This window comes from uncultured Meiothermus sp. (assembly GCF_937863175.1).
Classification (GTDB): domain Bacteria; phylum Deinococcota; class Deinococci; order Deinococcales; family Thermaceae; genus Meiothermus.
The window spans coordinates 1-9253 of sequence record NZ_CALMCQ010000293.1 but is presented as its reverse complement, the minus strand read 5'-3'; the positions used below and the strand labels follow the sequence as shown (position 1 = coordinate 9253).

Here is a 9253-nt window from a genome sequence, read left to right as displayed (position 1 = left end):
CCACCAGTTGTTCTTGTCGCCATACAGCACAATCGTCGTGTCGTTGGAGATACCCAAGCGCTCGAACAGCCCAGCCAGCTCGTGGGGCTGGATAAACTCGCGTATGGTGTCGTCCCAGAGGTCACCCTGCCAGTCAATCTTCTGACTGCCTGGAATATGGCCGGTGTCGTAGAGCAGGATATCTTCGTTGACCTCGAGAATCTTGATGCTGGGATCCTGGTGGTGTTCAACGACCCAGTCGGTAGAAACCAGTACGCTGGGGTTTGCATAGCTCATAATTTGCCTCCCGTGGTCAGCTGTAAAACCTACCGCATCAGTTAACCCGAAACAGCATACGTGAAACCTGCCTGAGGTTACGCTGACATAGATTACAAAATATGTAAGCTATCGCCAGGGTGATTCACTCGGGATTTTTAGTCTCCACTCGAGCCTGCCGCATCTTGGTCAAAGGCCCGAAGCGGCAAGCCGGAGGCCAGAGGCATTTTACGAACGGGCCGCAAAGCCCCTAAAGCGGGGGTTGTTCCGAGGCAAGGTCATACTGGCTTTACCGCCGTGAACGCCCGGAGAGGGTGGGGGGTTTGTTTGCCCGACGGGTTAGAAGCTCGCTCGAGGGCAACAGGTGATCCAGGCATTCGGAGTAGTCCACTCCTTGCCGGAAGTCAGCCGCCAGATCGGCCACGCTCACCCGGCCCAGGCTTTGCAGTACGGCATCGCGAACCTTCAGCCAGACGACGCTACGCGCCAGACAGCGGTTTTCTTCCGCGCAGGCTTTGGGCCAGTTCAGACTTACACAGGACAAGGGGGCAATTGGGCCATCCACGGCCCGGATAACGTCGCGCAGATTGATCTCTTCTGCGGGTCGCGGTAGGGCATAGCCCCCACCCTGGCCCTTTTTGGAAACCACCAGGTGGTGTCCCACCAGTGCCGCCAGAATTCGTACCAGGTAGGTATGTCGTACCCCCGTGGCCGTACTGAGTTCCTCGCTGCCCACAAAACGCTCGAGGGGCTGGGTGCCCAGGTAGCCGAGGGTTTTGAAGGCGTAAACGTCGGTTTTTGAAAGCCGCATATACAAAGTCTAACGTTTTGGGAGCATCTCCTATGGAGCCATGACGGGGGGATGCCACACCTGCGCAACTGGGCGCACTCTTTTCTCTAGACCCATGGTTTTGGTCGCGTATGGGCAGGGTCGCTTTCGGTCAAAAATACAACCCTCTCGCAGCCGGCCCTGATACCAGATTCGGAACCCGACCGAAGGATGACGCTTTTTTCGCATACCGGCAGGGAGGAGTGTGCTACAGGATTCAAAAAGATGGCCTCAGGGTCTCCTGGCTGGATGATTATCTTTATTGAATCCGGTATGAGACCTGATCTAAAAGGACGGATCGGCCAGGCCGCTGCCTCCTGATACTGCTCATACCTCGGGTATATCTACCACCGCTCGTACAAAGGCATCCCCAACAGCGCGATCGGCCAGAGCCAGTGGCCCGCCCGCCTGGTAGATGCCGCTCCTTCCTTCGAAACAGAGGTCGTAGAAGGATCCGTTCAGCATGGGGTTGAGACCATAGCGCAGGTTTTCGCGGTTCCGAAGTTTTTTGGCCAGCCCTTCGCGCAGCCAGACTTCTCCTTCAATCTCCTTGGGGTCTGCGCTCCAGGGCCCCTCCCAGCGGGCGGCATTGGCGGAGGGTTGAATCACCAGCCAGGCTCCTGCTGCGTCGGCCTGCTCGAGCAGGTCGTCGTGGAAGGCATCCAGGCAGATCAGATTGGCGATTCTGCCCAGGCGGGTCTGGATAGTTGGTCTTACCGGCTGCCCTCTCGACAAAAAAGCCAGTCGCTCCTGTGCGGTCAGGTTAACCTTGGGGATGCGCCCCAACACCGTGCCTTGCGGAGAAATTACCAGCGATAAGTTGTAGACAGCTTTGCCCTGGGAGTGCAGGCGCTGGGCCGGCTCCCAGTCCATCCGTGGGCTGAAAATGCTGCCGGCAACCACATAAGCTCGGGTAGCCTGTGCGGCTTCCCGAAAGGCCTGTTCGTATAAAGCCCAAATGTGGTTGGCCCGCAGGTGGTAAAACGCGGCTGGGCTGAGAACCCCGAGCTTCAAGGAGGCCTGCCAGTTTTCTCGTAGAAGTTGGAGTGCTGCTAAAAGGCTGGTTTTGGCCTCGCGTACCGCCCGGGAGGTGTCCAGCCAGAATAACAGCGGCAGGGCAAACGTTTCGGGGAAGGCGATAATGCGCGGCTCATCTTCGGGCAGACCCTGGGTGGCCGTCCGGTTCAACTCGAGTACATAGCGCTTGAAAGCCTCGGTGCTGGTATACGGCGTGGTTTGCAACTCGGTTTGTACGGCGATCAGATGCACCCGCATCCTCTTCACCTTACCCCAGGTTTGGGCCTGGGAGCTAGACTACCGGGCAGGCCGGTGACTGCTGGCCCTGCTGTCGGGTCTGCCCGTGGTTCATTCAGTGTAGATATGTACATTACCTTGCCGAATGTGCTGGCAAAATCCCGTATGCTAATTCGCGATGAAACGCTGGATATGGGTTGCCTTACCACTGGTGGTGCTGGCAGGGGTTTTGCTGTTGCAGCCTCGAGCTGCTTCCAGGGTTGAGGTACTGCCCTCGTTTGCCCTCGAGCAGATGGATGGCCAGACCGTCAACCTGACCGATTTCAAAGGCAAACCGATTGTGCTCAATGCCTGGGCCACCTGGTGCGGGCCGTGCCGCCGCGAGATGCCCCTTCTGGTGCAGGCTGCCAGGGCCCACCCGGAGATTAATTTCGTTTTTCTGAACATCAGCGATGGCCCGGTGGCAGTACGGGCCTTTGAAAACGAGCTCAAGCTCAAAATTCCCAACGTCTTGCTCGACCCCGACGCCAGGCTCAGCGAGCCACTCAAAATTCAGGGCTTGCCAGTGACCCTTTTCTACGATGCCGAGGGTACGCTGGTAAACCGCCATATTGGCGAGATAAGCGCTGCGGAACTCGAGCAGATTCTGGAAGCCTTCTGAGACAAAACGCCTGAAGCCAGACCCATCCCGTGGGCTGAGGTGCGGTGCGGCCTGTGGCACCCTCGAAGGGCCTCCATCCGTACAGCCTGAGTACTAGGCCAGGCAGTCTGTACAGCGCCCGTACAGCACAATTTCGTGCCTCTCGGTCTTGAAACCGCTGGGCGCCATAAACGAGAAGTCGCCCGGACAGCCCTCGAGTTCAAACACTTTGCTGCATTTGGAGCAGTGGAAGTGGTGGTGGTGCTTTTTTCCGGCCAGCTCATAGCGCGGAGCCTCGCCGGGCAGTTCTACCGGCACGGCGCTGCCTTCCTCGACCAGCCCTTTGAGGGTGCGGTAGACGGTTGCGATGCCCATACCGGGTACTTTGTGCCGGGCGGCCTCGAGGACTTCGGTGGGGGAGAGGGGGCGATTCAGCTCGGCCATCACACTGCGGATGGCCTGCCGCTGGCGGGTTGAGCGCTCCATACCCCTCAGAATAGCAAAACCGACCCTTGACTTTATGATAATGATTTATCAATATAAATAGATGTGGTTAGGAGGATGGTTATGCTTAAACGATCCATACTGGGAGTTCTGGCTTTTCTGGGGCTAGCATCTGCTTTTGCACAGCCGGTGCAGGTGGCTGCTACGACCGGCTTTATCGCTGATATGGTGAGAAATGTGGGGGGCGACCGGGTGACGGTGGTGCAGGTAGTGCCTGATGGCAGCGACCCCCACAGCTTTGAGCCGCGCCCCTCGGTCATACAGGCGGTGAGTCGCGCACAGATACTTTTTGCAAACGGACTCTTACTGGAGCCCTTTTTGGAGAGACTCGAGGCCCAACTTCCCCGTACTGCCCGCAAGGTGAAACTTGCGGAGGGTATGCCGAACCTGATCAAGGCGGATCCGCACGCCGAAGGTGAAAAGAAAGATGCCCATGCTGGCGAGTCTGCCAAGGATGCCCACGGCCACGAACACGGCGAATACGATCCACACCTCTGGCTCGACCCCACCTACGGCATTCGCTATGTGGAGAGGATCCGCGATGCCCTGATTGCACTTGACCCCGCCGGGCGCTCGGCCTATACCCAGAACGCAGCCCGCTACATCGCCCAGATTCGGCAGGCCGATGCGGCGGCAAAAAGTTGCCTGGCTGGAATCCCCCAAGCCCAGCGCAGACTGGTCTCGCAGCACAAAGCCCTTCAGTATTTCAACCGCCACTACCAGATCACCAGCATCGGAACGATTGCCGACTTTACTGGACAAGAACGTGGCCCGGCCAGTCTTGTCAAGCTGACCCAGGCGATGCGAAGGGAGAATGTGCGGGTGATCTTTGCCGAGCCGCAGTTCCCTCAAGGCGAGGCTCGAGCCCTGGCCGAGGCCACCGGCGCACGCATCAGCCGCGTATATACCGATGCCTTCTATGGCGCTGTAAATACCTATCTCAAGCTTATCCAGGCCAATGGGCAGGCGATTTGCCAGGCTTTTCGCTAGGGGTGAACGCTTCTCCGGTAGCTCTACCCAACCCCCTCTCGGTGCAGTTCTGGCTGTGGGGCCAGGATGCCCTGCGGGGGGATCTCGAGGCCCAGGGATTTCGCAAAACGTCCAACCCCACGGGCAAGGGCTCCAGCATCTACCGCTGGGGTGAGGTAGGGTTGCACTCCAGCGCAGCCTGGCTCGAGACCGCCGAGGGGGTGCTGGTCTACTCCAGACCCAGGGAAGGGTTTTTTGGGCTACCGCATGCGGACGGGTTGCGTGAGCTTCCCAGCCAGCCCAAAGCGCTGGAGTTCTGGCTCGGCCTGGCCCATTTCCAACCCTTTGTGTCTGCGTACGAAGCCTGGATTTTAGGGTGCTACGGTCCAAAGCACCGGATCAAACAACTCAAGCAGTTGCCTCGAGCCGCCCAGCGCTGCCGACCCGCCTGGGAAGCCTGGATATGCCCAGCACCCCCTCGGCGTCTGATTACCCCTGCCCCGCCCGTTGGCTGCGGCTCTGTAGTTGGGCTAGCGCTGGACGCTGCCCTGGTTCAAGAAAGCGACCATGCCCCCGGCCAGCCCACTGGCTAGCCGATCCCGATAGGTACTGCTCGCCAGCTTTTTGCCCTCTACGGGGTGATTGACAAAACCAATCTCCACCAGAATGGCCGGTATGCGGGCACTGCGAATTACGTAAAAAGGAGCCGTATGTATACCCCGGTTAATCGCTCCCGTCTCGCGTACCATGGCGTGCAGGGTTTTGAGGGCCAGTTGCTCGGAAAACTTGAGATTGGCCTGGGCCAGCAGATCGCTCATCAGTCGCTGGGCCACGCTACGGGCTTCGCGGGTGAGGCGCTGCCCCAGAGCCCCGCCGCCGTTTTCCAGGATGGCCTTGGACAAGAGCCGCTGGTCAATGGTCTCGCCAAAGTAGTACACTTCGATCCCCTGGGCTGCCCGTTCGGCAGCGTTGGCGTGAATGGAAACAAACAGCGTCCGCTTGCTGTCGGCCATCGCAGCCCGCAGTTCCAGGTCGGCGGCCTTGTTGGCCGAGAGGTGGCGGTCTGCGGCGCGGGTCATGATCACCCGGATGCCCCTGGCCTCGAGCAGCCGCCGGGTGCGTAAGGCTACATCCAGCACGACCCCTTCTTCGTGTACAAAACCCACCGCTCCAGGGTCGGTTCCGCCATGGCCGGGGTCGAGCACCACCACGGGTGCGGGCGCCCGCGAACGGGTGCGGGGTCGCGTTGGGGTCGGGGTGCGGCTGCCGCGCACCTCCAGCACCAGGCGGCGGGGACTGGCAAGCTCGAGGCTACGATAGCCGGTGCCGGCCTTGAGCGTCACCACGTAAACCGAGCCACCCGGACGGGGGGTGGCTCGATAGCCGACGACTTGGGGGGTGTCGAGCAGCTTCCGCAGGGTGCGGGGTGGGGTGCCCTGGAAGCGAATGGAGACCTCGTTGCCGTCGCGTTCCAGGCTAAATCGAGCCTCGCTGGGGATGCTAAATACCAGTCTGGTCAGGCCATTTTCGGTGCCCACTCGAGGTTGGGCCAGTCCCAGCGAAGCAAGCCAGAACACCAGCGCAAGAACGTATCGCATCGAGCACAATTGTAGTGCCAACCGATGAGAATGGTCGCGTCTGGCGCTGGTATAGCCCGAACCCCTCGAGGTCTGCCGCAAGCCTGGCACCCCTGCGGTGGTTGCCGGGCGCCAAGCGGCGGGCTTCTCTTACTGCCCCGGCCACTTGCGATCGATGTAGTCCAGCCTTCGTCCCCGCAGCAGCCAGGCTGCCATCAGGGTTGTAAGGGGTACCGCCAGCACCAGGGCCAGCGAACCCACCAGCATGGCCATAATTTCGGCGGCAAAGGTCTCGTTATTAATCAGCAGCATCAGCGGGACATCGCTCTGGCTAATCAGCAGCAGCAAGGGAAGCGTGCCCGCTGCATAGGCCAGAATCAGGGTGTTGACCAGGCTCCCAATGTGGTCGAAGCCCACCGTCATACCCCGGGCATACAACTCGCGCAGGTTGTAGCGAGGGTTGGCCTGCACCAGGGCTTGAATGACCGAGGCCTGGGTCACCGTCACATCGTTGAGTGCTCCCAGCGCTCCAACCACGACCCCAGCCAGATACAGCGAGACCAGATCGAGGTTGCCCCCCAGCTGGAATCGGGCCAGGAAGGCTTCCTCCGAGGTCAGGCCGGTAAACTGCATCCACTCGGTTAGCAGCACCGAAAGCACCAGGGCTACCAGAGTGGCGAAAGTAGTACCGATCATGGCGGCGGTGGTTTTGCGGTTGATGCCGTGGACGAAGTAAATCGAGAGTGCCAGGATGCCAAAGGCCCCCACAAAAGTTGTGAGAAGGGGGTTGTTGCCGGCTGAGATCTGCGGAACTACAAAAAAAGCCAGTACCGCCATGCTGGCTGCTGTGCTCAACAGACCCCGCAAACCCTTACCTCGTCCCAGGGCTATGGTCACCAGCACAAACAGCCCCAACAGGCCCCACAAATAGTTAATGCGGTAAGGTTCGGCTATATAGGTTCTGCCGTCGGCCTCGTAGACCACGACCTGCTGTCCCGCCCGAAAAGCCGCCCACTCGGTGGGTAGCTCCGCTTCCCTGAGCTGGTCTCCAACCCGCACGGTCGCGCTTCGTTCGCCCATCGAGACGATGCGGGCAATCGAATACGAACCGGGTGCGCTGGGGGGTACCGGGTCTTGCTCAGGTGCGCCCTGCGCCCAGGCCAGGCCCAAAACAACCAAAACAACGAGCGAAAATCGCATGGCTCTAATCTATTCTGCTTTCTGAAGGGAGGGTGATAGCCTTCGGCTGGCGGCATACTGATAATTTGATGAGACTTCGTTGTAAACTACGGTTGTATCCCAAAGACAGGGGGGAGTTGCTATGAACACCACACCGTCCATTACCGATACCGTGATGAATATGGTCAATCAGAGCATCCAGGTGCTCACCAAACCCAGCGTAGAAACCTTTGAGCAGTACGAAAACAAAGGCACCCTGCGCGAGGCAGTGATCTACGTGCTGGTTGCGGCAGTGATTACCGGCTTGCTCAACCTGGTCGGCGGTCTGGGAGCTTTTCTAAGCGGCATCGTTGTAACCATGGTGGGATTTCTGATCTTTACCTACCTGGTGCACTATGTGGGCAAGAGCCAGGGCGGCAGCGGTACGCTCGACAATGTGTCCTACACATTTGCGCTGTTCTGGGCCCCCATCAACGTGTTGTTTGCTGTGGCAAGCCTGATTCTGATCATTACGGTGATCGGCATTATCCTGGTTCCCCTGCTCGCCATCGCGGCACTGGTCATCAACGTCTATTTTGCCTATCTGGCTGTACACTCGAGCATGAATCTGCGCGAAAGCGGCAAAATCTGGATCACCCTGGCGGTGGCTTTTGTCGGAACCCTGGTGGCCAGTCTGGTGATCTCGGGCATCCTGCGCTAGGCCAGACCCTCCCAGAACGCCTCCCTGGTGGGGGAGGTGTTCGGGTTGAGACCGTACCCTTTAGCTAATGCCAGGGGTGAACAGGATTCGAACCCAGGCCGGGTCGGCCTGGGCTGGGGGCGAGGGAAGCTTACTGGATGCGCAGGATGCGGGCTACCGAGGGAACGCCTCGGTCATCTACCAGGAAGAGCATGTAGAAACCTGGAGGGGCGATGTTGCGGGCGCCGCCCGGGGTGGGCGAGTTGTACTGTCCGTCATAGGGCGCCCGGACGGTCAGGCTGAGGCCGTTGCGCTGGGCAATGTCAAGGGTTAAGAAGCGCTGGTTCTGGTTGAAGGCGTGGGTGGGGGTTCCCAGAGCCACAAACGTCACCTTACCGATCGAACGTGCGGGGTCGGGGTGGTTCCAGGTGATGTTGAACTGGCTGTTGTAGGTGAGGGTCAGGTAGTCGTCGGGGCTGGCGGCGGTGTTGCTGAATCCGGTAATGATGGGGCGGGGGGCCAGACTGCCACTGGACCCGAAGAGGTAGGCGGGGTAGTAGATTTCGTGGTTTTTCTGGTTGATCAGGTCGGGCCTTCCGAACGCACTGCCATACAACAGCTGGTCACTTCCCGTCTCGAAGTTGCCCGCACAGAGCCCGCATCCGCCACCCCCCACCGTGAGCACCGTGGCATCGGGCAGGAGCATGGCCACCGAGTGGTACATGCGCGGCCTCTGGGCTCTGGGCCCCAGGGTAAAAGTTCCACCGTTGCCACCGGGAGTCCAGATCTCACTGGTAAAGACGGCCAGGTCGGGGTTCCAGACCGTTCCGGGATTGACCGTGTTGTGCCACAGGTTCCGATCCAGCGGCTGGGGTGGGCTCTCCCCCCCATCCTGCTGGCCACCGTTCACAAAGACCCGTCCATCGGCCAGCAGGGTAGCGTTGGGGTGGGTGCGCCTGAACTGCATCTGTGGCCCTTGAATCATGGTGGGGGGCGTGCTCGAGCTGTTGCTCAGGGTCATGTGGATGGTGGTGTGACCGTTGTTCCAGTTGTTGCTTGCTCCAACGCGATTGTTTGGGAAGTCAAACCAGGCATAACCCCCACCAATCACCAGAACCCGGCCCGGCTGGTACATCACCGAGCTACCATAGACCCGGTGGGCATCGTTGGGAATACCGTAGGAGGTGGACTCCCATAATTCCGACCAGCGATCCTGCGCAATGTCCAGAAACGCTTTCTGCTTGCCCGCACCGGAAAGAAATGCCAGGCCGTTGGGGGCGATGTGCCACCAGGGGTAGTAGTGCTCGAAGGAGGCGATGGCCGAAGCATTCGAGTTGAGCATGCTCAGGGTTCCGCTGAGGGGGTCG

11 protein-coding genes are annotated in these 9253 nt (G+C 59.8%); 4 read left to right on the top strand and 7 right to left on the bottom strand.

What is annotated here, in order from left to right:
- From Q0288_RS11160 to Q0288_RS11150, 3 genes are all read right to left on the bottom strand, one after another.
- A partial coding sequence (locus Q0288_RS11160) for a rhodanese-like domain-containing protein (protein WP_299430406.1) occupies positions 1–276 on the bottom strand: 276 nt, incomplete at its 3' end.
- A 268-nt stretch (positions 277–544) separates the two neighbouring features.
- Positions 545–1066 (bottom strand): Rrf2 family transcriptional regulator, encoded by a 522-nt coding sequence (locus Q0288_RS11155; RefSeq protein ID WP_299430404.1) that lies wholly within the window; start codon positions 1064–1066, stop codon positions 545–547.
- Positions 1067–1411: 345 nt separating this feature from the next.
- Entirely contained in the window at positions 1412–2359 is a 948-nt protein-coding gene (locus Q0288_RS11150) for a nitrilase-related carbon-nitrogen hydrolase (protein ID WP_299430402.1), read from the bottom strand.
- 157 nt (positions 2360–2516) lie between these two features.
- On the opposite strand from Q0288_RS11150, the gene Q0288_RS11145 reads away from it, so the two are divergent.
- Complete coding sequence (locus tag Q0288_RS11145) at positions 2517–2999, top strand: TlpA disulfide reductase family protein (protein WP_299430400.1); 483 nt, start codon at positions 2517–2519, stop codon at positions 2997–2999.
- 93 nt (positions 3000–3092) lie between these two features.
- Here the strand turns inward: Q0288_RS11145 and Q0288_RS11140 are convergent, their stop codons facing one another.
- On the bottom strand, positions 3093–3464 hold the full coding sequence (locus tag Q0288_RS11140; RefSeq protein ID WP_299430398.1) for a transcriptional repressor: 372 nt from the start codon (positions 3462–3464) through the stop codon (positions 3093–3095).
- An 81-nt stretch (positions 3465–3545) separates the two neighbouring features.
- Here Q0288_RS11140 and Q0288_RS11135 point away from each other — a divergent pair, with 81 nt between their 5' ends.
- Both Q0288_RS11135 and Q0288_RS11130 read left to right on the top strand, forming a co-directional pair.
- Entirely contained in the window at positions 3546–4472 is a 927-nt protein-coding gene (locus Q0288_RS11135; protein WP_299430396.1) for a metal ABC transporter substrate-binding protein, read from the top strand.
- A gap of 2 nt (positions 4473–4474) precedes the next feature.
- Positions 4475–5044 (top strand): hypothetical protein, encoded by a 570-nt coding sequence (locus tag Q0288_RS11130; RefSeq protein ID WP_299430394.1) that lies wholly within the window; start codon positions 4475–4477, stop codon positions 5042–5044.
- Here Q0288_RS11130 and Q0288_RS11125 read toward each other — a convergent pair.
- A complete protein-coding gene (locus tag Q0288_RS11125; protein ID WP_299430392.1) occupies positions 4982–6049 on the bottom strand; it encodes an N-acetylmuramoyl-L-alanine amidase in 1068 nt (355 codons plus the stop codon). The two genes, Q0288_RS11130 and Q0288_RS11125, sit on opposite strands and share 63 nt — an antisense overlap.
- Positions 6050–6178: 129 nt before the next feature.
- Positions 6179–7228 carry a YibE/F family protein gene (locus Q0288_RS11120; RefSeq protein ID WP_299430390.1) on the bottom strand — a complete coding sequence of 350 codons (1050 nt, stop codon included), beginning with the start codon at positions 7226–7228 and terminating at the stop codon, positions 6179–6181.
- A gap of 121 nt (positions 7229–7349) precedes the next feature.
- Between Q0288_RS11120 and Q0288_RS11115 the strand changes: the two genes are divergently transcribed.
- On the top strand, positions 7350–7907 hold the full coding sequence (locus Q0288_RS11115) for a YIP1 family protein (RefSeq protein WP_299430388.1): 558 nt from the start codon (positions 7350–7352) through the stop codon (positions 7905–7907).
- A gap of 130 nt (positions 7908–8037) precedes the next feature.
- Here Q0288_RS11115 and Q0288_RS11110 read toward each other — a convergent pair.
- The coding region (locus Q0288_RS11110; RefSeq protein ID WP_299430386.1) for a galactose oxidase early set domain-containing protein at positions 8038–9253 on the bottom strand (1216 nt) is incomplete at its 5' end.

What these genes read in the sequence shown, in the direction of transcription:
- Q0288_RS11155 (WP_299430404.1), bottom strand. Translation starts at nt 1,066, where the DNA reads ATGCGGCTTTCAAAAACCGACGTTTACGCCTTCAAAACCCTCGGCTAC.
- Q0288_RS11150 (WP_299430402.1), bottom strand. Translation starts at nt 2,359, where the DNA reads ATGCGGGTGCATCTGATCGCCGTACAAACCGAGTTGCAAACCACGCCG.
- Q0288_RS11145 (WP_299430400.1), top strand. Translation starts at nt 2,517, where the DNA reads ATGAAACGCTGGATATGGGTTGCCTTACCACTGGTGGTGCTGGCAGGG.
- Q0288_RS11140 (WP_299430398.1), bottom strand. Translation starts at nt 3,464, where the DNA reads ATGGAGCGCTCAACCCGCCAGCGGCAGGCCATCCGCAGTGTGATGGCC.
- Q0288_RS11135 (WP_299430396.1), top strand. Translation starts at nt 3,546, where the DNA reads ATGCTTAAACGATCCATACTGGGAGTTCTGGCTTTTCTGGGGCTAGCA.
- Q0288_RS11125 (WP_299430392.1), bottom strand. Translation starts at nt 6,049, where the DNA reads ATGCGATACGTTCTTGCGCTGGTGTTCTGGCTTGCTTCGCTGGGACTG.
- Q0288_RS11120 (WP_299430390.1), bottom strand. Translation starts at nt 7,228, where the DNA reads ATGCGATTTTCGCTCGTTGTTTTGGTTGTTTTGGGCCTGGCCTGGGCG.
- Q0288_RS11115 (WP_299430388.1), top strand. Translation starts at nt 7,350, where the DNA reads ATGAACACCACACCGTCCATTACCGATACCGTGATGAATATGGTCAAT.